We start from the raw sequence: 22,652 nt of genomic DNA, 5'->3' as shown, positions 1-22,652 counted from the left end.
GGCATCCATGTCCGCCTCGACGGCGTCCACGAACGTCCCGAACGGCACCACCTGGCGGGACTGGGACTGGTGGCGGGCGCGCCTGGAGGATCTGAGCACCCTGTGGCGGCGGTCGCTGCGGTTCCGCACCCTGGTGATCACCCTCGCCCTGACCGCGCTGACGATCATCGTCGCCTGCGTCTGGATGGCCCTGGCGATCCAGAACGACCTGTTCGAGTCGCGCAAGTCCCAGGCGCTCACCGACGCCCGCCGCGCCGTCGACACTGCCCAGACCACCCTGTTCGACGCGGTCATCCAGGACGACCCGGTGCAGGTGCAGAACCTGCTCAAGAGCGTGCAGACCTCGCTGGCCCAGCAGTCGGCCACCGACATGACCCTGGCCGTGCGGATCGACAAGACGCCTTCGGCGCTGGCGCCGCCCGGGTTCACCTCGGGCGGGCTGCGCGAGGACATGATCTCGCCCGAGATGCGCAAGCATGTCAGCGCCGAGGGCGCCACCGACACGCAGTGGGGTCAGTCGATCGCCCTGCCGTCGCCGGACGGGTCCACGCGCCCCGGCATCGTGGTCGGCCAGCAGATCATCGTCCCCGAGATCGGGGCGTACGAGCTGTACCTGGCGTACGACCTGGATGACGCATCCAAGACCCTCAGCTTCGTGCAGGCGACCCTGTGGATCGTCGGAACCGCGCTGGTCGTGCTCATCGGGGCGATCGCCTGGTTCACCCTGCGGGCCGTGACCACCCCGATCCGGCAGGCCGCCGAGACCAGCGCCCAGCTCGCCGGCGGCGACCTGGGCGTGCGCCTGACCGTGCACGGAGAGGACGAGCTGGCGACCCTGGGCCGCTCGTTCAACGCGATGGCCGACAGCATCCAGTCGCAGATCAATCAGCTCGCCGAGCTGTCGCTGGTGCAGCAGCGGTTCGTCTCGGATGTCTCGCACGAGCTGCGCACCCCGCTGACCACGATCCGGCTCGCCGCCGACATGCTCAACGACCGGCGCGACGACTTCGACCCGGCCACGGCCCGGTCGGCCGAGCTGCTGCACGCGCAGGTGCAGCGGTTCGAGCTGCTGCTTACCGACCTGCTCGAGATCAGCCGCTACGACGCCGGGTCGGTGCAGCTCGAGCTCGAGCCGACGAGCCTGGCCCACCTCGCCGAGGATGTGGTCTCGTCGATGTCGCAGCTGGCCGAGCAGCACGGCAGCGACGTGCGACTGGTCGCCCCGGGCGGCTATTCGCCGGTCGAGATGGATCCGCGGCGCATCCGCCGGATCGTGCGCAACCTGCTGGGCAACGCGATCGAGCACGGGGAGGGGCGGCCCATCGTGGTCACCGTCGACAGCAACCAGCAGGCGGTGGCCCTGGCCGTCCGCGACTACGGGATGGGGATGACCGAGGCCGACGCCGAGCGGGTGTTCGACCGGTTCTGGCGCGCCGATCCGTCGCGCAAGCGCACGATCGGCGGCACCGGACTGGGCCTGTCGATCGCCCTCGGCGACGCCACGCTGCACCGCGGCACCCTGTCGGTGTGGTCGCAGCTGGGCCGCGGCACCAACTTCGTGCTCGCCCTGCCGCGCGGGGCGGGCCCGGTCGAGGGCGCCTCGCCGATCCCCGTCGACCCGGGGGACGACGGCGGGTCGCTGGACGAGCTCGGACTCACCCAGCCGATCTCGCTGCACGACATCGATGCGGCCTCGCCGCACACCGAGCGGGGAGGTGCGGCATGACCCGCCGGCCCCTGCGGCGCACCGCGATCCTGGCCCTGCTGACCGCCGTCGCGCTCGCCGCCTCGGCGTGTGCCGGGCTGCCCGCCTCGGGCCCCGTGTTCGCCGGGCTGCCGCCGGGGGCCGCCGCTCCGCCGGACTTCTCCTTCGTCCCGCAGAAGCCGCAGGACGGCGCCTCGCCCGAGCAGATCGTGCAGGGCTTCATCGACGCCGGTCTCGGCCCGGACGGCAACTGGTCGGTCGCGCAGCTGTACCTGGCGCCGTCGTTCCAGGGAAAGTGGAAGCCGAGCGAGAACACCACGATCGACGACCGCTCCGCACGCGAGTACACCGCCGCCGACGACGGCACGGTCACGCTCACCGTCACGCAGCGGGCCACGGTCGACGCCACCGGCGCCTACAAGCCGTCCGAGGGCGGGCGCAGCCCGCTGAAGTTCAGCCTCGACCAGGTGGACGGGGAATGGCGGATCAGCGCGGCGCCCAACGGCATCGTGCTGGGCGCCGACCAGTTCACCAGCGTGTTCCACCAGTACCCGCTGATGTACTTCGACCCGGCCTGGCGCTACCTCGTGCCGGACGTGCGCTGGTTCCCGTCCAGCAACGCCGCGACCCGCGTGGCGCAGACCCTGATCGACGGCAAGCCCAGTCCCTGGCTGAGTCAGAGCGTGGTCTCGGCGTTCCCGGACAACGTGTCGATGAACGTGCCGTCGGTGCCGATCCAGGGCGGGGTCGCGCAGGTCGAGCTGTCCGGCCCGCTGCTCGCGCTCGAGTCGGCCACGCTCGACCGGATGCAGACGCAGCTGCAGCGGAGCCTGGCCAGTGTCGGCGGGGTCACCGACGTCTCGATGACCTACGGCGGCACCCCGCTGGAGGCACAGGGCGTGTCCACGGCATCCACTCGCATCGACACGCGTGCCCTCGTCCGCACCGACAAGGGCTTCGGATTCATCGCCGCACAGGACAAGATCGAGCCGATCCCCGGCATCACCGAGGCGATGTCCACGATCAACCCGGTGGCGGTCGACCTGGCCCCCGACTACACGGTGGCCGCGGTGCGCACCCGCTCCGGGGTGGTGGCACGGGTCCCGTCGCACGGCCCGATCGTCAGCCTGGACCAGCGGACCGGGCTGATCAACCCGACGATCGATCCCCGCGGCTACATCTGGTCGGTCCCGCGCGACAGCCCCGACGAGCTGCTCGCCTACGACTCGGCGGGCAAGGCGATCGAGATCGCCGGCGGCGCCTGGTCGAACGCGTCGCAGGTGACGAGCATGACGCTCTCGCGCGACGGGACGCGCCTGGCGGCGATCCTCACCGTCGGCGGGCAGCCGGTGGTCGAGGTGTTCGGCATCGTCCGCGACGCCGACGGACGGCCGAAGTCGCTGGGGGATGCCACGCCCGTGGCCAAGCTGCCGGCGGCCGGGATCGACCTGGCCTGGCTGGACGACAGCACCCTCGGCGTGATCGCCGGGTCCGGGGCATCCACGGTCGAGATCCGCCAGGTCGTCGGCGGGCCGGGATCGTCCATGTCCGCGCCGGAGGGGGTGACCGCCATCTCGGGGACGACGGGCACGACGGTCCGGCTGCTCGGGCGCGACGGCACGCTGTACGCCCAGCGCGGATCGAACTGGGAGCAGGCCGGCGCGGGCATCCGCGTCCTCGGCGACGCGCAGGGGATGCCCGCCCCGGGCTGATCCGTCGGTTCCTCCACAGCTGTGCCCGCGCGGGCACGGATGCTGCGGCATCCACAGATTCGGCGGCGCGGCCGCGCGGTCGCCCGCCCAGCGGGCAGGATCGGTGCATGGCCGAGCCGGGGGATGCGGGCGCGCTGCACCGGATCGTCGGCGACGCGGTCGCGGACGCGCTCGCCCTCGTGTTCCCGATCGACTGCGCCGGGTGCGGTGCGCCGGATGTCGCCCTGTGCGACGACTGCCGGCGGATGCTGCGGCCCGCCGTGACCGAGCGCGCACTCGAGGACGGACTGCGGGTGCGCAGCGGCCTGGACTTCGCCGGCGTGCCGGCGCGGGTGCTGCGCGCGCTCAAGGAGGACGGGCGCACCGGCCTGGCGCGGCCGCTCGCCCGCGCGCTGCGGGCCGCCGCCGGCGGGCCGGCGGACGCGTGCGGGGTCGCGCGGGGCGCGCTGGTCGCGCCCGACGTGGTGGTCGTGCCGGTGCCGACCTCACGGGGCGCGATGCGCCGCCGCGGGTATCGGGTGGCCGAGTTGGTGGCCCGCCGGGCCGGGCTGCGTCCGATGCGGGGGCTGCGCGGCGTCCGGACCGTCGCCGACCAGCGCGCGCTGGACCGGGACGCGCGGGCGGCCAACGTCGCCGGGAGCATGCGCGGGCGCGCAGCGCTGAGGGGAGTGCGCGTGCTGATCGTGGACGACGTGGTCACGACCGGGGCGACCCTGACCGAGGCGGCACGCGCGCTGCGCGCGGTCGGCGCCGAGGTGGTCGGCGCGGCGACGGTCGCAGCGACCGGGCGTCGGCATCCGTCCTCGGGGTCTGCGCCTCAGGATCCGTGATGAGATCGCGCTGAGGCGTGACAGCGGGCAGTGCGCCGACTACGGTGGGGGACACAAGGCGACTGATGGTCCGCCCTTGGCCGGGGGGACCGGAACAAGGAGGTCAGGGATGGAAACCAGCATCGTCGGCGTGGGTGTGAGCGTCTCCGATCGATTCCGCAGCGTGGTCGAGGAGAAGTCGATCCGCATCGAGAACCTCGCGCCGCGCGCACAGAGCATGGACGTCAAGGTCACGCACCGGGCGTACCACAACGGGCGCATGGAGGACTCGACGGTCGAGCTGACGCTCACCGGGAAGGGACTGCCGATCGTCCGGGCCGAGGCCGTGGACGGCGACAAGTTCACCGCCCTCGATCTGGCCGTGGACAAGCTCACCGAGCAGGTCCGCCGGGCGAAGGAGAAGCGCGTGGACGCGCGACGACACCCGCGCGGAGCCAAGCTCGACAAGGGCAGCGGCGCCCTGCAGGGCGTGGATCTGCAACCCGCGTCCGCCGACATGCTGAAGGCGGTGGCCACCGGCGAGATCCCGATCCTGACCGGGGCGGAGGACGAGGAGGACTACACCCCCGTCGTCATCCGGACGAAGCGGTTCGACCCGGAGTGGATGACCGTCGAGGATGCCGTGGACCGGATGGAACTGGTCGGCCACGACTTCTTCCTCTTCATCGACGCCCGCACCGACCACCCGAGCGTGGTGTACCGGCGCAAGGGCTGGGACTACGGGGTCATCTCGCTCACGGCGGTGGCCCCGCCGGAGGCCGCACTGGTCTCCTGACAGGCGCGGGTGCGGGGGCGCCCGCCCGCGGGCGGTCGAGGGGCTCGACCGCCCGCGCTCTGCGGCCCGTCGTGGTCGCGAGTTCGACGCCCGTGGCCGCCTACGCGGCCGGTCACACGGGTTCATCTGTCGCGCTTGCACACCCGGCGCGCGCTTTCATGTGCAACAGCGACAGATGAAGCCACCGCCACGGAGCGGTGCTCAGTCGAAGATGTCGCCCAGGATGCTGCCGATGACCAGGCCGCCGAGGATGCCGCCCATGGCGTCGCCCGTTCCGCCGCGCCGGCCGCCCTGGCCCCAGCCGCCGGGTGCGCCGCCCCAGCCGGCATCGGCCTGCGGCCGCGCCGCGTCGATATCGCGCTGGGCCAGCTGCAGCGCCTCGGCCGCAAGGTATCCGGCGCGGCGGGCCAGCGCCAGCGCCTGCTCTCGCTGATCCTCGTCGATCTCGCGGGCGCCGAGCGCGGCATCCGGTCCGACCAGCCGCGAGAGCTCTTCGCGGATGCGCTCGGCCTCGGCGTGACGGGTGCGGGCGTCCGCCCCGATCCAGCCGCGATGCCCGCCGATCAGGTCGCGCACGATCGCCAGCTGCCGGTCGGCGTCGTCGATCGCGTGCCGCACCTGGTCGGCGGACGGGATCGGATGCTCGGCCCGCTCGCGTGCGGTCGCGATCGCGGCATCCAGTCCGGCGTTGGCCTCCCTCAGCGCGGTCAGCAGCGAGAACGGGTCGGTGGTCACCCCGGCGGGAGGCAGGGCGGACAGCGCGTGCTCGAGGCGCTCGACCGCGGCGCCGACCTCGGGGGTCTGCGGCGCGGTGCGGGCGACGACGAGGTCTTCGCGCGAGTCGTCGACGACCGCGCCGAGCGTGGACTCGGCCCGCAGCGCCTCGATCTCGAAGTTGTCGACCGCGTCCAGCAGCGCGCGAGCGCGGCGGACGGCTTCGGTGGCGGCCTCGAGCGCGAGATTGGCCGGCTCGCGCTGATCGGCTTCGCGTCGGTCGTGCGCGACGCGCGCGCTGTGCTCGGCGAACCCGATCAGCTGCTCGGCCTCGGCCGGGTTGGAACGGACCTGCCGCAGGGCGCTGTCCGCATACCGGGCGCCGAGCCGATCGATCGCGGCGCGGGCCGGGTCGAGACGGGCGCGCAGCGCGACGGTGTCGTCGCGCACGCCGGCGAGGATCTGCGGCGCGCGCCGCGCGAGCGCGATCCGGTCGGACAGCGCCGACATCCGCTCTTCGATGAGGTTCTCGGCCCACTCGCACAGCTGCACGATGCGGGCGTTGCGGGTGCGGAGTTCGTCCGGGGTGTCCGGGATCTCGTCGTGGTTGAGCTGGTGCAGCTGGAACGCCTCGCGCAGGTGATGGCGCACCGAGGTCAGCGCCTCGCGCAGTGGCGCCGTCGCGTCCTCGCCGAGCTCGGCCTCGGCGAAGGCCAGCTCGTCCGCGGTCAGCCGCAGGCGCTCGTCGGTCGCGATCAGCGCGGCGTCGGCGCGGCGGGCGAGGTCGACATCCTGCCCGGTGATCTGATCGCGCGTGCGCCGTCCCCAGAATCCGCTCATGGCGGCATCTTAGGAGGCTCGCTTGCAGAGCGCTGTGTGCCCAGTGCTGCGCGCGCGGCCGGATCAGGCGACGTTGCGGATGATGATGCGCCAGCGCTCCGGGCCCTGCTCGAGGTAGGCGGTGTTGAACGCGTCGCCGTACCGGGCCTCGAGCTGGCTCAGCAGCGGGATCGGGTTGTGGGTCGCCGAGATGATCATCGCGGCGCCGGGGCGCAGGGCGTCGATCGCGCCGAAGATCGCCGCGTGCCGGATCGCGTGCGGGATGGTCTGGACGTCCAGCTCGGGCAGGTCCTCGTCGACCTCTCCGCAGGTGCACCCTGCCGTCGGGTTCTGGGCGGTGGGGTTCTGGTCGACCGCCTCGTCGTGTGAGCGGTGGATCTCGATGCTGGCCATGGCTGCTCCGTTCGTCAGTGTGTACACGCGTGCCCAGAGTTTATTACACTGGATCCCGTGGAAATTGACGAGGGCAGACGCCGCCGCATCGCGGCCAACGGGAGACGTCACTCCTCGACGCGGGAAATGGTGCTGCGGATGGTCGAGGCGCAGACCGCCCCCGTCTCCACCGCGGCGCTGACCGACGCCACCGGACTGCACGAGAACACCGTCCGCGGCCACCTGGAGCAGCTGCGGGCAGACGGATATGTCCGCCGCCAGCGCGAGGATTCCACCGGCCGCGGCCGGCCCGCCTGGCTCTGGCAGGCCACCAGCCCCGAACCGGCCAACCCGTATGCCGGCCTGGCCGCCGCGCTGGCCGACACCCTCGCGCGCACGAGCGCGGACCCGGCCGGGCAGGCCCGCGAAGCGGGGCGCGCCTGGGGGGAGCAGATGGTCGCCGACCGCGACGGCGAGGACGCCCGGTCCACGGTCGTCGAGGTGATGCGCGAGCAGGGCTTCGCCCCGAACGACACCGGAGATGTCGTGCTGCTGCAGCGCTGCCCGCTGATCGAGGCCGCCTCGCGGCATCCGGCCATCGTCTGCGCGGTGCACCAGGGCATGATCGACGGCATCCTGCGCGCCCGCGGCTCGGATGCCGAGAGCCGGCTGATCCCGTTCACCGGACCCGGCGAGTGCACCCTGCTGCTGCAGGCCGCGTCGTGAGCGCCGCCCACGACAGACGCCGTCCGACCTGGCGTCTGGTCTGGATCCTGCCGGCGGGGCTGGCACTGCTGGCCGGGCTCGACGCGGCGCTCCTGCTGATCGGCGTGCCCGCCCCGGTCACCTCCGCACGCCTGCCCGAGGTGCACGGTCCGCTCATGGTGCTCGGCTTCGTCGGCACTCTCATCGCGCTGGAACGCGCCACGGCGCTGCGCCGCTGGTACGGCTACCTCGCCCCGGCGCTGCTCGGGCTCGGCGGCATCCTGCTGCTGGCCGACCCCGTGCCGCTGACGGCGGCCAAGGCCGTGCTCGTGGCCGGCACCGCCGCGTTCGCGCTGGTCTACGTGCCGCTGTGGCACCGCCAGTTCGACGCGCCGCTGCTGGTGCAGCTGCTGGGCGCCGCGATCGGATGCGCGGGGGCGATCATCTGGCTCGGCCAGTCCACGATCGACCGCACGCTGCCGTGGCTGATCGGCTTCGTGGTGCTCACCATCGCCGCCGAACGGGTCGAGCTGGCCCGCACCACGATGGGCCCGCACGCCGGCACGCGGCTGCTCGTGCACGCCTGGACGGTCGTTGCCGCCCTGGTGATCGGCGTCGTCTCGCCGACGCTCGGCGCGATCGCGATGGGCCTGGCGCTGCTCGGCCTGGTGCTGTGGCTGGTCGTGCACGACGTCGCCCGGCGCACCATCCGCGCCGGCGGCGGCGCCCGGTACATGGCCGCCTGCATTCTCGCCGGGTACTTCTGGCTGGCCGTGGCCGGCGTCGCGCTGCTGTTCGGCGAGCCGACCTCGCAGCCCGTCTACGACGCGGTGGTGCACGCCGTGTTCCTCGGCTACACGATCTCGATGATCATGGCCCACGCCACCACCATCCTGCCCGGCGTGCTGCACATCGCGCTCCCGTACCGCCCCGCGTTCTGGGTGCCGGTCGTGCTCGTGCAGCTGAGCCTGGTGGTCCGCCTCTGGCTCGGCGACGCGCTCGGCCTGCCGCTCGGCTGGCAGATCGGCGGCGTGCTGGGGGTGGCCGGGCTGCTCCTGTTCGTGATCACCGCGGTGACCAGCGCCGTGCTGGGCCCGACGAAGAACGCCGCGAAGAACGCGGCGAAGAAGAAGACGACGGATGCCGCGACCGCGACGTTCGGGATGTTCGCACACCGCGTGACGACGGCGCCGCGCCCCACCCCCGGTGCTGCACCGGCCTCGCCCGAAGGAGACGCATGAGCGCCCGCACTCCGCTGACCCCCGCCCCCGCGCCGCGGCCGCAGGATGAGAAGGCGCCGAACCGCGGATTCTGGGTGCTGCGCGACATCCCGACCCTGATGTGGCTGATCTTCGTCGTGATCGCGGTGATCGCGCACCGCTGGCTGCCGGTGGCCACCTGGCTCATGCTCCACCTGCTGCTGCTCGGGGCGGTCACCCACGCCATCCTGGTGTGGAGCCAGTACTTCTCGTATGCGCTGCTGCGCTCCGCACCCACCCGGGGCGATCGCCGCCGCCAGTCGGTGCGGCTGCTGCTGGCCAACGGGGGAGCGCTGCTGGTCGTGGCCGGGATGATGAGCGCCGTCTGGCCGCTCACGCTCGTGGGCGCGGCATCCCTCATCGTCGCGGTCATCTGGCACGGCGCGAGCCTGTACGCGCGATCGCGGGGCAGCCTGCCGGGCCGGTTCGGACGCACCATCCGCTACTACATCGCCTCGGCGGCGATCCTGCCGATCGGGGCGGGGCTGGGCGCCTGGCTCGCGCACGACAACTCCGCCGGCACCCTGGTGCTGGCCCACGCGCTGCTGAACGTGCTGGGCTGGATCGGGCTGACCGTCGCCGGCACCATCGTGACGCTCTGGCCGACGATCCTGCGCACGCGCGCCGATGCGCGGGCCGCGGCGCGCGCGGATGTCGCGCTGCCGGTGCTGGCGGCGGGCGTGCTGGTGGCCGCGGCCGGCGCGGCGGCGGGACTGCTGCCGGTGCTCGCGCTCGGGCTGACGGCGTACGCGGTCGGTCTGGGCATCATCGCGACCTCGCTCTGGCGTGCGGCGCGGCAGGCGCCGCCGCACACGTTCGCGGCGCTGTCGGTGGGCATGGCGTTCCTGTGGTGGACCGGATGCGTGATCGCGATCATCGTCGCCACGATCGTCAGCTTCTGGAACGGGGCGGGGCTGGCCGGGGTCGAAGCCGCGGTGGCCGGGACGGTGCCGTTCTTGGCGGCGGGCTTCGCCGCGCAGGTGCTGATCGGCGCGCTGAGCTACCTGATCCCGGTCGTCGTGGGCGGCGGACCGACGCCGGTGCGCGTGGGCACGGCGGCGTTCGACCGCGGCGGCGCGCTGCGGATCGCGACCGCCAACGCCGCGCTCGTGGTGTGTGCGCTGCCGGTCTCCAGTCTCATGCGGGTCGTGGCATCCGTCCTCTACTTCGTCGCGATGGCGTCGTTCCTGGTGCTGATGCTGCTCGGGATGCGCGCGCAGGCGCGGGCGAAGCGCTCGGGGACGGGGCTGGCCGCGACGAAGGCCGGCATGGCCTCGGGCGAGCGGCCGCACGGGCCGATCACGCCCGAGGGCGACAAGCCGCACCGGGCGGGCCAGGCCGTGGCCGGGCTGCTGGCGGTGGTGCTGGCGGTGGCCGTGACCGTGGCGATCGACCCGATCTCGCTCGGGTGGGGTGCCCCGGCGGCCGGTCCGACGGATGCTCCGGTGAAGGTCGTGCAGGTGGATGCCGCGGACTTCCGCTATTCGCCGAGCACGATCGAGGTGCCGGTCGGCACGCGACTGAAGATCGAGCTGACCAACACCGACCCCTCGATGGTGCACGACCTGGTGTTCGCGAACGGGGTGGCCGGTTCGCGGCTCGCGCCGGGGGCGAGCGAGACCATCGACGTCGGCGTGATCACGGGCGATCTGGAGGGCTGGTGCTCGATCATCGGGCATCGGCAGCGCGGGATGACGATGACGATCACGGCGACCGGGTCCGCGGCATCCGCCGGGGCGGCGGCATCCGCTTCGCCGTCCCCATCCGCGACGGATGCCCTGGGCGACATGCCGGGGATGCCGGGCATGGACCACGGGGCCGCCGGCGGCATCGATCTCGCGGCCGATCCCGGGCCGGGGTTCCGGCCGTACAAGGCGGCGCTGCCGGCGCTGCCCGCGGCATCCGGCCCGGTCACGCACCGGGTGACGATGACGGTGACCGACAAGAAGGTCGAGGTGGCGCCCGGGGTCATCCAGACGCTCTGGCTGTACAACGGGACGGCGCCCGGCCCGGTGCTGCACGGGCGGGTCGGCGACACGTTCGTGGTCACCCTGGTGAACAAGGGCGACATGGGGCATTCGATCGACTTCCATGCCGGATCGCTGGCGCCGGACGAGCCGATGCGCACCATCCCGCCCGGGGAGTCACTGGTCTACACGTTCACCGCGAACCGCTCGGGCATCTGGATGTATCACTGCTCGACCATGCCGATGACGGCGCATATCGCCAGCGGAATGTACGGCGCGGTGATCATCGAGCCCGCGGGCCTGCCGGCGGTGGACGAGTCGTACGTGCTGGTGCAGGGGGAGTACTACCTGGGCGCGCACGACGGCGGCCTGGTCGACACCGCCAAGATCGCGGCCGACGCGCCCGACCTCGTGGTGTTCAACGGCTATGCCGATCAGTACGACCACGCCCCGCTGCCGGCGAAGGTCGGCGACCGGGTGCGCATCTGGGTGCTGGATGCCGGACCCGACCGCGCCACGAGCTTCCATGTGGTCGGCGGCCAGTTCGACACCGTGTGGGCGGAAGGCGCATACCTGCTGAAACGGTCCGGAACCTCCGGTTCACAGGCGCTGGCGCTGGCGCCCGCGCAGGGCGGCTTCGTCGAGCTGACCTTCCCCGAGGCCGGGCACTACCCGTTCGTGTCGCACTACATGATCGACGCCGAGCGCGGCGCGCACGGGCTGTTCGACGTGACGAAGTAGGCCGCGGTGAACCGGTGAAATGGGGTCGGGACCGCGCTCGACCCGCAGGCTGAGGCTACCCGTGCCCACGCCGACCGGGCGCAGGATCGCCTCGCTCATCGCGCGGCCTCCTCGACGCGGACCGGCTCGACGCGGACCGGCTCGACGCGGACCGGCCGGCCGCGCCGCGGCCGCTCGGTCGACAGCTCCAGGCCGATGGCGTGGCGCGGCCGCAGCGCCAGGCGCTGCTCGGTGTGATCCAGCCACCGCACCTCGGCCTCCGTGGCGAAGATCATCGAGTCCACGACGAGCGACCAGGCGAGCTCCTCCGCGCCCTCCGGATCGGCGCCCGCATACTTGGCCCGGTTCAGCTCCTGCAGCTGCGCCAGCGACGCCCGCCGCTGCGTCTGGATCACCGCCGTGACATCCACCCCCGGCAGCGTCGCCGCCAGCGCGAGCTTGACCGCGAGCTCGTCGCGCGTGCCCTGGCCACGGGCCACGGGCGAGCCGAGCCATGACCGCACCTCGGCGCGGCCGGCATCCGTGATCTCGAAGAAGACGTGCCCCTGCTCGTCGACCTCGCCCTTGGCGACGAACCCGTCGCGCTCGAGGCGCTCCAGCGTGTTGTAGATCTGCCCCACATTCAGCGGCCACGTCGACCCAGTGCGCCGGTCGAATTCGTGGCGCAGCTGGTATCCATAGCAGGGACCCTGATCCAGGATCGCCAGCAGGCTCTGCTTGACAGACATCCGCGTCTCCTTCGATGGCATTTCCGGGTATGTAATTGCCGAGTATATACATACCGAGAAACCTGGCCCCCTGCTCTCGGACGCGGCGTGTCGCGCCTCGTCGTCACTCCCGCTCCTTGCCGAGACCAGGGATCTGCCGTGAGACCGATGACGCACCCCTCGGTCTCGCGGCGGATCCCCGGTCTCGGCGAAAGGTCGCGGCGGATCCCCGGTCTCAGCGGATCCGCGGTCGCGGCGGGTCCCCGGCGGCGAAGGCGCGCGCGAGGGCTCGGGCGTGTCGGGATCGGTAGAGTCGGGGCATGGATGCTCCGACAGTGCCGCCGGCGCCGGTGCGCATCGTGCGGCGCACCTGGGTGTGGGGCGGCATCTGCCTGATCGCGAGCGTTCTGCCCGGCCTGCTGTGGTCGGTGAGCGTGCCGATCGGCGCGTCGGGCGTACTCGATGTGGCCGGCGCCGCGCTCTGGTGCGCCGCGTTCGTGCTGTTCGCCATCGGCCGCGACAGCGTCGTGGCCCGCCGGATGCTGGGGATGATCATGCTGATCGGCCTGGGCGTCTGGCCGCTGCTGCTGCGCAGCATCCTGCCCATGATCCCCGCGCTGGGCGCTCCGGTGGACGACGCCAACGAGGACGCTCGGGCCATCGTCGGGATCGTGATCGAACTGGTCCCGGTCGTGCTGGCTGTCGTCGCCGTTGTGCAGGTCTGGCGCGCCGGCGTCGTTCCGCGGGCGTTCGGCTGGATTCCGGCCATCGCGCTGGCCCTGTGCGTGGTTCCCGCCCTCGTGCAGTACGCCGTGTTCGCCACCCCGGCCTTCGCCACGGGCGACGCCATCCTGGCGTACGGTTCCGTGCTCATCCTCTGTCGGACGGTGGCGCTGGTCGGCCTCGGGGTGGTCGCGATCGTCGCCGGGCTGCAGGCCCGGGCCGCGGCATCCGGTGTGCCGGTGTATCCGCCGGCGGACGCCTGATCGGATCCGCCGCCTGCCAGCCACCTCAAAGGTCACCGATGGATAACATAGATGGATGTGCCCGGGCGTCGGCGCGCGACGAGCGTCAGCGCGGCACGCCCACCCGATAGATGGAGATCCTCCGTGGCCAACCCCCTCGAGAAACTGCTGCGCGCCGGTGAGGGCCGCCTCATCCGGCGGCTCCAGCAGGTGGCGAGAGCCGTGAACGCGCTCGAAGACGAGTACGCGGCGCTCACGGACGACGAGCTGCGCGACGAGACCGCGCAGTTCCGCGAGCGGCACGAGAACGGCGAGTCGCTGGACAAGCTCATGCCCGAGGCGTTCGCCGCGGTGCGCGAGGCAGCCAAGCGCACCCTCGGTCAGCGCCCCTACGACGTGCAGCTCATGGGCGGCGCGGCGCTGCACCTCGGCAACATCGCCGAGATGAAGACCGGTGAGGGCAAGACGCTGGTCGCCACCCTCCCGTCCTATCTGAACGCGATCGCCGGCAAGGGCGTACATGTCATCACGGTGAACGACTACCTGGCCAGCTACCAGTCCGAGCTGATGGGCCGCGTGTTCCGCGCGCTGGGCATGACCACCGGCACCATCGTGTCGGGGCAGACTCCCGAGGTGCGCCGCGAGCAGTACAACGCCGACATCACCTACGGCACGAACAACGAGTTCGGCTTCGACTACCTGCGCGACAACATGGCCTGGCAGAAGCAGGACCTCGTCCAGCGCGGCCACCACTACGCCATCGTGGACGAGGTCGACTCGATCCTCATCGACGAGGCCCGCACGCCGCTGATCATCTCCGGGCCCTCATCCGGCGAGGCCAACCGCTGGTTCACCGAGTTCGCCAAGATCGCGCGCACGCTCGAGCCCGAGGTCGATTTCGAGTTCGACGAGAAGAAGCGCACCGTGGGCGTGCTCGAGCCGGGCATCGCGAAGGTCGAGGACTACCTCGGCATCGACAACCTGTACGAGTCGGCCAACACTCCGCTGATCTCGTTCCTGAACAACTCGATCAAGGCGATGGCCCTGTTCAAGCGCGACAAGGACTACGTCGTGATGAACGACGAGGTGATGATCGTCGACGAGCACACCGGCCGCATCCTGGTCGGGCGCCGGTACAACGAGGGCATCCACCAGGCGATCGAGGCCAAGGAGGCCGTGCCGGTCAAGGCCGAGAACCAGACCCTGGCCACCGTCACGCTGCAGAACTACTTCCGGCTCTACGAGAAGCTCGCCGGCATGACCGGAACCGCCGAGACCGAGGCGGCCGAGTTCATGTCGACCTACAAGCTCGGCGTCGTGCCGATCCCGACGAACAAGCCGATGATCCGCAAGGACCAGGCCGACCTGGTCTACAAGAACGAGCAGGCCAAGTTCGTCCAGGTCGTCGAGGACATCGCCGACCGGCACGAGACCGGCCAGCCGGTGCTGGTGGGCACGGTCAGCGTCGAGAAGAGCGAGTACCTGTCGCGGCTGCTGGCCAAGAAGGGCATCAAGCACGAGGTCCTGAACGCGAAGAACAACGCGCGTGAGGCCGAGATCGTCGCCCGCGCGGGGCGCAAGGGCGCCGTCACCGTCGCCACGAACATGGCCGGCCGCGGCACCGACATCATGCTCGGCGGCAACGCCGAGTTCCTCGCCGTGCAGGAGATGAAGGCCAAGGGGCTGGATCCGGAAGAGACCCCGGAGGAGTACGAGGCCGCCTGGGACGACGTGTACGCCGAGATGAAGGCGAAGGTGGATGCCGAGGCCCAGGATGTCGTGAAGGTCGGCGGACTGTACGTGCTGGGCACCGAGCGGCACGAGTCGCGCCGCATCGACAACCAGCTGCGCGGCCGCTCGGGCCGTCAGGGCGACCCCGGCGAGAGCCGGTTCTACCTGTCCCTGACCGACGATCTGATGCGCCTGTTCCAGTCCGGCGCCGCCGAGGCGATCCTGAACCGGACGAACTTCCCGGACGACGTGGCGATCGAGTCGAAGATGGTCTCGCGGGCGATCAAGAGCGCCCAGGCGCAGGTCGAGGCGCGCAACGCCGAGATCCGCAAGAACGTCCTGAAGTACGACGACGTGCTCAACCGCCAGCGCGAGGCGATCTACGCCGACCGCCGGCAGATGCTCGAGGGCGACGACATCGCCGACCGGGTGGAGCACTTCATCGAAGACACGATCACCGCGATCATCGACGACCACACCTCGGTGGGCCACACCGAGAGCTGGGACTTCGACGCGCTGTGGACCGAGCTGAAGACCCTGTACCCGGTCAGCGTCACGATCGACGAGGTGGTCGCCGAGGCCGGAACGAAGGGCAGGATCACGCCCGAGGGCCTGAAGCGCGAGATCCTCTCCGATGCGAAGATCGCCTACGGCAAGCGCGAAGAGACCCTGGGCGACGCCGCAGTCCGAGAGCTCGAGCGCCGCGTGGTGCTCCAGGTGCTCGACCGTCGCTGGCGCGACCACCTGTACGAGATGGACTACCTCAAGGACGGTATCGGCCTGCGCGCGATGGCGCAGCGCGACCCGCTGGTGGAGTACCAGCGCGAGGGCTTCCAGATGTTCCAGACCATGATGGGGCAGATCAAGGAGGAGTCGGTCGGCTACCTCTACAACCTCGAGGTCGAGGTGCGCGCACAGGCCGAAGGCGAGCTGGATGTCGAGGCCAAGGGCCTGGTCGCGCCGGCGCCGGACAACCAGCGGCTGCAGTACTCGGCATCCAATGACATCGGCGAGGTCGAGGTGCGCAACGACCGCGGGCAGGTGCAGCAGGCCGCGACCAGCCGACTGCGCCAGGCCGCCGCGGCGGCCGCAGCCGCCACGCCGGCGGCCGAACAGGCGGATGCCCCCACCGCCCGCGGCGCGTTCGGCCAGCCGACCTCGGCTCCGCCGCAGTCGGCCCCGGCCGCGCAGAACCGCGCCGATCGCCGCGCCTCGCAGAAGCGGAAGTAGCATCCCGCCCCCCGGCGCAAGGGCCGGGGCGCGGGGGGATATCCTGATCGGATGACTCCGCTTCGCCCGCTCGACCAGTCGACCAAACTCAAGGACGTCCTCTACGAGATCCGTGGAGCAGCCCTGGTCGAGGCCGGACGGCTGGAGGCAGATGGGCACAAGATCCTCAAGCTGAACACCGGCAACCCTGCGATCTTCGGCTTCGACGCGCCGTACCAGATCGTGCGCGACATGATCGAGGCTGTCCCGTACGCGCACGGCTACAGCGACAGCCGCGGCATCATGTCGGCGCGGCGCGCCGTGGTCTCGCGCTACGAGGAGATCCCCGGGTTCCCCGCCTTCGACCCCGACGACGTGTATCTGGGCAACGGCGTGTCCGAGCTCATCACGATGACGATGCAGGCGCTGCTCGACTCCGGCGACGAGGTCCTCATCCCCACCCCGGACTACCCGCTGTGGACGGCGATGACCAGCCTCGGCGGCGGGACGCCGGTGCACTACCGGTGCGACCCCGACAACGACTGGCAGGCCGACCTCGAGGACATCCGCAGCAAGGTCACCGACCGCACCAAGGCGATCGTGGTGATCAACCCGAACAACCCCACCGGCTCGGTGTACACCCGCGAGACGCTGCAGGGGATCGTCGACATCGCCCGCGAGCACTCGCTCCTGCTGCTGGCGGACGAGATCTACGACCGCATCCTGTACGACGGGGCGCAGCACATCAGCCTCGCGACTCTGGCCCCGGACCTTCTCTGCCTCACCTTCAACGGCCTGTCCAAGACCTACCGGGTGGCCGGCTACCGCAGCGGGTGGCTGGTGATCACCGGGCCGAAGGACCACGCGAGCGGCTTCATCGAGGGCATCACCCTGCTGGCGTCCACGCGGCTGTGCCCGAACGTGCCGGCCCAGCACGCCGTGCAGGCGGCGCTGTCGGGCGTCCAGTCGATCGACGCGCTGATCGGACCGACCGGGCGGCTGCACGAGCAGCGCGACATCGCCTGGCAGGGGCTGGAGGCCATCCCCGGAGTCAGCTGCTACCGGCCGCAGGGGGCGCTGTACGCGTTCCCGCGGCTCGACCCGAACGTGTACGAGATCCGCGACGACGAGAAGTTCATCTACGACCTGCTGATCGCCGAGCACGTGCTCGTGGTGCAGGGGACGGGATTCAACTGGCCCACGCCCGACCACTTCCGGATCGTCACCCTGCCCGAGCCGCGGGTGCTCGCCGACGCCGTGGAGCGGATCGGCAACTTCCTCTCGTCGTACAAGCAGCGGTAGTCAGAGCAGCGGTAGTCAGAGCAGCGCTGGTCAGAGCAGCGGTCGTCAGAGCAGCGCGAGGGACGTCGCCCGCCAGCGGTGGTCCATCCCCTCCAGCCGCAGCGCCACGGCGCGCGTGCGCGCAGGTCCCCCGATCACGACCACGGCTTCGACCACGTCGTCCGCGGGCGACGTGCGGTGCACCGACCGGATGACGTGCACCGGCCGGGTGGGGGCCACGCCGCGGGCGCTGCGGGCGCGGGCCGCGAGCGCGGCGCGCAGCGCGACCGAGCGGAAGACGTCCTCGGTCATCCAGCGCGCCAGCTGGTGCACGTCGCGGACGCCGGCGAGCGCCTCGAGGACGCCCTGGGTGAGGTTGCGCAGCAGGGGATCCGGGTCGGGGAGCGCTGCGGCCGAGGTCCGCTCCGGCGCGCCCGGATCATGGTCGTGCTCTCGCCGGGGGACCATCCGCACCGCGGGCTCCGTCGCCATCGGGCACCTCTCTCCCTCTCCCGCGTCCTGTGCGCGGAAGGTCGCCAGGTCTTCCGCGACCCAGTAGAGCACACAGGCAACTCCCAGGTTGATGAGAAGCCTCTCACCTGTGGATAACTCGTCTCGTCCGGAGCGGATCGCGTACTCTCTGGGGCGTGCGCTGGGATCGGTTCTTCGAAGACCTCGAGGATCAGCTCGACTCCGAATGGGAGGCCGAGCGCGTCGCGCTGGACTCCGAGGCGGAGCGACTGCGCCTGTCCCGTCTGCCGCTGCGCGAGCGGCTGCGCGCCCTGGCCGCCGATCCGGCGCCGCCGCTCTCCCTCACCCTGGCCGACGACCGCACCCTGGCCTGCCGGCTGACGGCGGTCGGCGTGGACTGGATCGGCTGCACCCTGCTCGCCGGGAGTGCGAGGCCGGAACTGCGTGCGGGGCACGGAGCGGGCGCGGTGATCGTCCCCGCCGAGGCGATCCGCGAGTTGGGGATGCCGGAGGCCGAGCTGCTGCGCAGCGCCCGGGGCGACGGCATCCCGACCCGGGCGGGGCTGAGCGAGCGGATGACCCTCGGCTTCGTGCTGCGCGACATCGCGCGGCGGCGCGCGGCGGTGACCCTGCAGCTGCGGGGCGGACGCACCCTCACCGGGACGATCGACCGCGCGCTGGCCGATCACCTCGACCTGGCCGTGCACGACCTCGGTGAGCCGCGCCGGTCCGGCACCGTCACCGGCATGCGGCTGGTGCCGTTCCACGCCCTCTCCTGGGTGGCATTGGACGAGCCGACCGCGCCCCGGTGACGAAGACCCGGACCGACGACGGCCCGTGACGGCTCGTCAGTCCGGCCGGCGGGTCAGTCCGGCCGGCGCACCGTCCCGGTGCCCCACAGTTCGGGGAAGCTGGCCGCGTTGGACTGCCGCCACAGCGCGATCCGCCGGGCCTCCTCGGCCTGCTCGTCCAGGTACCCCGTGACGCTGTCCTCATCGATCCGCCACTGCGGCGGGCGCCCCACCCGCACTCCGCGCAGCCGGCCCTCCATGGCCAGTGCGATCACCTCGTCGACGGACACGCTGAGCGCCTCCGCCACCTGGGCGGGGGTGATCAGACGCACCTCGGGACGAGGGGTATCGGGCATGCACTCATTATGACCGGGAAGGGGGCGCGCACCGCCGCTCGGCGGCACCTGTGGATAACTTTCGACGCCCTCGTCCGTTCTGGGCCACGATGGAGGTCATGAGTGGACTGGACAGCGCGGCCGCGGCCGATCGACGCGTCCCCGCGCGCCGACGCGGCTTCTGGACGGATGCGCGCTTCTTCCTGGGGATCGTTCTCATCGCGGCATCCATCGGCGGCGTGTGGGCCGTGGTGGCGCTGTCCCGGCAGACCACGCCGGTCTATGCCGCCTCGCACACCATCGTGCCGGGGCAGGAGCTGACCGCCGACGACCTGACGGTGGTCGACGTCGCCCTCGGGCACACCGTCGATTCCTATCTCGTCCCCGGCGGCGCACTCGACGCGGTCGCCACCCGCACGATCGAGGCGGGCGAGCTGGTCCCGCGGGCGGCCTCGGCCCCGGTATCGGCGGCGACCGTCACCACCGTCGTGGTGCGCAGCAGCGTCGAGGTGCCCACCGCCGTGCGGGCCGGCACCGCGGTGGAGCTGTGGGCGGCCGCACAGACCGGACGCGACGAATACGACCCGCCGAGCATCCTCATCCCGCGCGCCACCGTGGTCCAGGTCACCCGCGACGACTCGATGATCGGCGGCGGGGCGGCCTCGCTCGAGCTGGTCATCCCGCGGGCCGAGGTCGCCGACACGCTGGCCGCGATCTCGGCGCAGTCCGCCCTGTCGGTCGTGCCGCTGGGGGGTCGCGGATGACCTCGCTCGTGCTGGCCATGGCCGCTGCGCAGGCCGCCGTGCTGGCCGCCCAGCTGACCCGGGCGGGCACGCCGCCGGCCGCGGTCGTGGACCCGCGCGCCCCGGCCGACGGCGCCGCGGACGAGGCCCTGCGGGCCGCCGACGCCCTGGTGCTCGACGTGGACCGACAGACCCTCACCGCGCCGCTGGTCGCCGCCTGCGATGCGGGCGGCGTGCGGATCCTGCCGCTGTGCGGGACGGATGCCGACGCCCGACTGGCCGCGACGTTCGGGCTCGGCCCGATCCTGCCCGCCGACGCCGACGCGTGGGCGATCATCGACGCCGTCGCCGTCGCGCCGGACGCGGCCGCGCGGCCGGGAGCGAGCACCCGTGCCGAGGGATCGTCACGGGTGATGGCGGTGTGGGGGCCGTCCGGCGCGCCTGGACGCTCCACCCTGGCGATCGAGCTTGCCGCCGAGCTGAGCCGCGGCGGCACGCACGTGTGCCTGGCCGACGCCGACAGCCACGCGCCGTCGCTGGCGCTCATGCTCGGCCTGGCCGACGAGGGGCCCGGCTTCGCCGTCGCCTGCCGGCAGGCCGGCCGAGGCGCCCTGGATGCGGCCGAGCTGGAGCGGATCAGCACGCCGGTGAGCGTCGGCGACGGCTCGATCGACGTGCTTCCCGGCATCAACCGCCCTTCGCGCTGGCCCGAACTGGCCGAGCAGCGGGTGGCTGCGGCGCTGCAGGCGTGCGGGCAGTGGGCCGCGCACACGGTCGTGGATGTGGCATCCTCGCTGGAGCGCGACGAGGAGATCGTCAGCGACCTGACCGACGGACCGCGACGGAACGCGGCCACCCTCGCGGCCCTGGCCGCGGCCGACCGGGTCGTCGCGGTGGTCGCCGCCGACCCGCTGGGGGTGGCGCGATTCCTGCGCGCACATGCCGAGCTGCGGGCGACCATCGGCACGACCCCCGTCACGGTGATCGCGAACCGGCTGCGGCCGGGGACGCTCGGCATCGATGCGCACGGGCAGGTGCGGCGGACGCTGGAGCGGTTCGCCGGCATCCGCGACGTGTGGTTCGTGCCGCAGGATCCGCGCAGCGTCGACGCCGCACTGCTCGCGGCCCGCCCGATCGCCGACGTCGCGCCGAAATCTCCGCTCACCCTGGCGATGCGCCGCGTCGTGGCCGAGGCGATCGCCCCACCCGCGGCATCCACTCGCCCCACCCGGCGACGTGCTCGCGCGCGGACGCGGGTGCTCGCACCGGATGGCGTGATCGCCCCATAGGCTGTTCAGGTGTCGACCCTCACCGATCTCGTCTATGCCGAGGGCCTCTCCGATGAGGCCGACGTGGAATGGCTGCACCGCCTCGCCGGCGACGGGCAGCTGCTGGCCGACTTGGCCGTGGCCGACATGGTGATGTGGGTGCCCACCGCGGACGGGTCGTTCGCCGCCGTCGCGCACACCCGGCCGGGGGGAGCGGCGACGCTGTTCTATCGCGACATCGTGGGCGAGCGGGTGCGCCCGCAGTGGCGCACGCAGGTGCGGTCGGCGTTCACCAGCGGCGAGATCGTCGACTCGGCCTCGCCGGACTGGTTCGAAGAGACCCCGACCCGGGTCCGGGCCGTCCCGATCGTGCGCACCCGGCCGCGGGCGGGCGAGCAGCCGCACGTCATCGGCGTGCTGACCCGGCACACCAACCTGGGCGAGGCGCGCACGCCGTCTCGGCAGCAGATCACGTTCAACGACTGCGCGGACGACCTGTTCGGGATGATCGCGTCCGCCGACTTCCCCGATCTGTCGGCCCCGACCGGGCCGCGTCGCGGGGCGCCGCGTGCATCCGACGGGCTGATCCGGCTGGACGTGGACGGGATGACCACGTTCGCCAGCCCGAACGCGCTGTCGGCGTTCAACCGGCTCGGGTTCGACGACGAGCTCGAGGGGCTGCCGCTGATCGAGATCGTGACCGACATCCTGCCTGAGAAGCATCAGTTCGACGAGTCGCTGCCGCTCGTGGTCACCGGCCGGGCGCCGTGGCGCACCGATCTGGAGGCCCGAGGCGTGACCGTCTCGCTGCGTGCCATCCCGCTGCGCGATCACGGCACCCGGATCGGGGCCATCGTGCTCTGCCGCGACGTGAGCGAGATGCGTCACCAGGAGCAGGAGCTGATCACCAAGGACGCGACGATCCGCGAGATCCACCACCGGGTGAAGAACAACCTGCAGACGGTGGCGTCGCTGCTGCGCATCCAGGCCCGACGCACGCACTCGGACGAGGCGCGGGACGCCCTCACCCAGGCGATGCGGCGGGTCTCGGCGATCGCCGTCGTGCACGACACGCTCTCGGAGGGGCTCGCGCAGAACGTCGACTTCGACGACGTGTTCCAGCGGGTGCTGAAGCTGGTCGCCGAGGTGGCCGCCGGCGCGAACACGCAGGCGCGCACGCACACCACCGGCACGTTCGGCACGCTGCCGAGCGAGTACGCGACGCCGCTGGCGCTGGCGCTGACCGAGCTGGTCACCAACGCCGTCGAGCACGGGCTGGCCGGCAAGGAGGGCGTCGTCGAGATCGACGCCAGCCGGAACGACGAACGACTCGAGGTGAGCGTGCGCGACAGCGGCGTGGGCCTGCCCGAGGGACAGGTGGGCCAGGGGCTGGGCACGCAGATCGTGCGCACCCTCATCCAGGGCGAGCTCAGTGGATCGATCGACTGGCACACGCTGGAGGGGCTGGGCACCGAGGTGACCATCGACATCCCGCTGCGCTACATCGAGCGCGACGTCAGCTGAGGAGTGC

At 72.0% G+C, this 22,652-nt stretch carries 19 protein-coding genes; 14 read left to right on the top strand and 5 right to left on the bottom strand.

Translation table 11 applies throughout. The annotated features are described in order from the left end of the window. Positions 1–7: 7 nt before the first annotated feature. The 4 genes from mtrB (at position 8) to hpf (ending at position 5,022) form a co-directional block, all read left to right on the top strand. On the top strand, positions 8–1,726 hold the full coding sequence (gene mtrB / locus AC0L6F_RS05165) for an MtrAB system histidine kinase MtrB (protein WP_473539410.1): 1,719 nt from the start codon (positions 8–10) through the stop codon (positions 1,724–1,726). Then, entirely contained in the window at positions 1,723–3,417 is a 1,695-nt protein-coding gene (locus tag AC0L6F_RS05160; RefSeq protein WP_473539409.1) for an LpqB family beta-propeller domain-containing protein, read from the top strand. The genes mtrB and AC0L6F_RS05160 overlap by 4 nt, the downstream gene beginning before the upstream one ends. Before the next feature lie 107 nt (positions 3,418–3,524). Then, positions 3,525–4,247 carry a ComF family protein gene (locus AC0L6F_RS05155; protein WP_473539408.1) on the top strand — a complete coding sequence of 241 codons (723 nt, stop codon included), beginning with the start codon at positions 3,525–3,527 and terminating at the stop codon, positions 4,245–4,247. Positions 4,248–4,356: 109 nt separating this feature from the next. Continuing rightward, a complete protein-coding gene (gene hpf / locus AC0L6F_RS05150) occupies positions 4,357–5,022 on the top strand; it encodes a ribosome hibernation-promoting factor, HPF/YfiA family (protein ID WP_259612321.1) in 666 nt (221 codons plus the stop codon). Positions 5,023–5,223: 201 nt separating this feature from the next. Here the strand turns inward: hpf and AC0L6F_RS05145 are convergent, their stop codons facing one another. Next, positions 5,224–6,576: a coiled-coil domain-containing protein gene (locus tag AC0L6F_RS05145; RefSeq protein ID WP_473539407.1), complete on the bottom strand. Its 1,353-nt coding sequence runs from the start codon at positions 6,574–6,576 to the stop codon at positions 5,224–5,226. A gap of 63 nt (positions 6,577–6,639) precedes the next feature. Then, the gene (locus AC0L6F_RS05140; protein WP_473539406.1) at positions 6,640–6,996 is read right to left on the bottom strand and encodes a DUF2249 domain-containing protein; all 357 of its coding nucleotides are present in this window, start codon (positions 6,994–6,996) and stop codon (positions 6,640–6,642) included. A 30-nt stretch (positions 6,997–7,026) separates the two neighbouring features. Between AC0L6F_RS05140 and AC0L6F_RS05135 the strand changes: the two genes are divergently transcribed. From AC0L6F_RS05135 to AC0L6F_RS05125, 3 genes are read left to right on the top strand one after another with little or no spacing between them, the layout of a single operon-like run. Continuing rightward, positions 7,027–7,674, top strand: a complete 648-nt coding sequence (locus tag AC0L6F_RS05135; protein ID WP_274637859.1) for a helix-turn-helix transcriptional regulator — start codon at positions 7,027–7,029, stop codon at positions 7,672–7,674. Continuing rightward, a complete protein-coding gene (locus tag AC0L6F_RS05130; protein WP_473539405.1) occupies positions 7,671–8,894 on the top strand; it encodes a hypothetical protein in 1,224 nt (407 codons plus the stop codon). Before AC0L6F_RS05135 ends, AC0L6F_RS05130 begins: the two co-directional genes overlap by 4 nt. Next, positions 8,891–11,620: a multicopper oxidase domain-containing protein gene (locus AC0L6F_RS05125; protein ID WP_473539404.1), complete on the top strand. Its 2,730-nt coding sequence runs from the start codon at positions 8,891–8,893 to the stop codon at positions 11,618–11,620. Before AC0L6F_RS05130 ends, AC0L6F_RS05125 begins: the two co-directional genes overlap by 4 nt. A gap of 95 nt (positions 11,621–11,715) precedes the next feature. Here AC0L6F_RS05125 and AC0L6F_RS05120 read toward each other — a convergent pair whose 3' ends face one another. Continuing rightward, the gene (locus tag AC0L6F_RS05120) at positions 11,716–12,348 is read right to left on the bottom strand and encodes a PadR family transcriptional regulator (RefSeq protein WP_473539403.1); all 633 of its coding nucleotides are present in this window, start codon (positions 12,346–12,348) and stop codon (positions 11,716–11,718) included. A 299-nt stretch (positions 12,349–12,647) separates the two neighbouring features. Between AC0L6F_RS05120 and AC0L6F_RS05115 the strand changes: the two genes are divergently transcribed. From AC0L6F_RS05115 to AC0L6F_RS05105, 3 genes are all read left to right on the top strand, one after another. After that, a complete protein-coding gene (locus tag AC0L6F_RS05115; protein ID WP_473539402.1) occupies positions 12,648–13,313 on the top strand; it encodes a hypothetical protein in 666 nt (221 codons plus the stop codon). 123 nt (positions 13,314–13,436) lie between these two features. Beyond that, positions 13,437–16,253 (top strand): preprotein translocase subunit SecA, encoded by a 2,817-nt coding sequence (gene secA, locus AC0L6F_RS05110; RefSeq protein WP_473539401.1) that lies wholly within the window; start codon positions 13,437–13,439, stop codon positions 16,251–16,253. 51 nt (positions 16,254–16,304) lie between these two features. Continuing rightward, the gene (locus AC0L6F_RS05105) at positions 16,305–17,534 is read left to right on the top strand and encodes a pyridoxal phosphate-dependent aminotransferase (RefSeq protein WP_473539400.1); all 1,230 of its coding nucleotides are present in this window, start codon (positions 16,305–16,307) and stop codon (positions 17,532–17,534) included. Positions 17,535–17,579: 45 nt separating this feature from the next. Here the strand turns inward: AC0L6F_RS05105 and AC0L6F_RS05100 are convergent, their stop codons facing one another. After that, positions 17,580–18,005, bottom strand: coding sequence for an Rv3235 family protein (locus tag AC0L6F_RS05100; protein WP_473539399.1), 426 nt, complete (start codon positions 18,003–18,005; stop codon positions 17,580–17,582). Between the two features lie 155 nt (positions 18,006–18,160). Between AC0L6F_RS05100 and AC0L6F_RS05095 the strand changes: the two genes are divergently transcribed. Then, a complete protein-coding gene (locus AC0L6F_RS05095; protein WP_274637871.1) occupies positions 18,161–18,796 on the top strand; it encodes a hypothetical protein in 636 nt (211 codons plus the stop codon). Between the two features lie 53 nt (positions 18,797–18,849). On the opposite strand, the gene AC0L6F_RS05090 is transcribed toward AC0L6F_RS05095, so the two are convergent. Next, positions 18,850–19,131 (bottom strand): helix-turn-helix domain-containing protein, encoded by a 282-nt coding sequence (locus AC0L6F_RS05090; protein ID WP_473539398.1) that lies wholly within the window; start codon positions 19,129–19,131, stop codon positions 18,850–18,852. A gap of 98 nt (positions 19,132–19,229) precedes the next feature. Between AC0L6F_RS05090 and AC0L6F_RS05085 the strand changes: the two genes are divergently transcribed. The 3 genes from AC0L6F_RS05085 to AC0L6F_RS05075 are packed head-to-tail and all read left to right on the top strand — an operon-like array spanning position 19,230 to position 22,645. Further along, entirely contained in the window at positions 19,230–19,874 is a 645-nt protein-coding gene (locus tag AC0L6F_RS05085) for an SAF domain-containing protein (RefSeq protein ID WP_473539397.1), read from the top strand. Next, entirely contained in the window at positions 19,871–21,142 is a 1,272-nt protein-coding gene (locus AC0L6F_RS05080) for a CpaE/TadZ family protein (RefSeq protein ID WP_473539396.1), read from the top strand. Before AC0L6F_RS05085 ends, AC0L6F_RS05080 begins: the two co-directional genes overlap by 4 nt. A 9-nt stretch (positions 21,143–21,151) precedes the next feature. Further along, complete coding sequence (locus AC0L6F_RS05075; RefSeq protein WP_274637874.1) at positions 21,152–22,645, top strand: PAS domain-containing sensor histidine kinase; 1,494 nt, start codon at positions 21,152–21,154, stop codon at positions 22,643–22,645. Positions 22,646–22,652 lie beyond the last annotated feature (7 nt).

This window comes from Microbacterium sp. G2-16M, assembly GCF_055809115.1.
Note: the sequence above shows the minus strand (reverse complement) of the source record. Positions and strands in the feature narration are given on the sequence as shown.